This window comes from Polaromonas sp. P1_G2 (assembly GCF_056405515.1).
Genome location: NZ_JBFUBY010001235.1, coordinates 1 through 437, shown reverse-complemented (window position 1 = coordinate 437; position 437 = coordinate 1). Strand labels below are relative to the sequence as shown.

At 62.5% G+C, this 437-nt stretch carries 1 protein-coding gene; it reads left to right on the top strand.

Features of this window, described 5'->3' with window-relative positions; all coding sequences use genetic code 11:
• Positions 1 to 437, top strand: a 437-nt coding sequence (locus AC1D0P_RS29925; protein ID WP_477680050.1) for a hypothetical protein, incomplete at both ends; no start/stop codon positions are given.

The following is a 437-nucleotide window of genomic DNA, read 5'->3' as shown; positions in this document are numbered from 1 at the left end:
GGATGAGATCGCCTTCGCCGGCAAGGCGCTCCAGGCAATCGACGCAACAATCGCCAATCCGTCGCTCGACCTGAAACAGCCTGGCGCGAAAATCACGCTGTCCGCGACCTATCTCGGCCAACCGATCAAGACGGAAGCCGAAGCGCGGTTGAACGGCGGGCTGGTCGCCATTCCTTCGCTCAGGACCGACATCGGCGCCAACAGCTTTGCGGGCGCGCTCAGCCTCGACACCACCTTCCTGCCGTCAGGACAAATTGCCTTCGATCTGCCCGATATTGCCAGCCTGGCAAAGCTTGCCGGCCAGACGGCCGATGGAGCCCTGAAAGGCACGATCGACCTTACCCCCAAGGATGGCAAGCTCGCGGCCAAGATTTCCGCGAATGGCCCCAGGCTGACGACATCAGGCGTTGAAATCGCGGCTCCCAGCCTCGCATTGC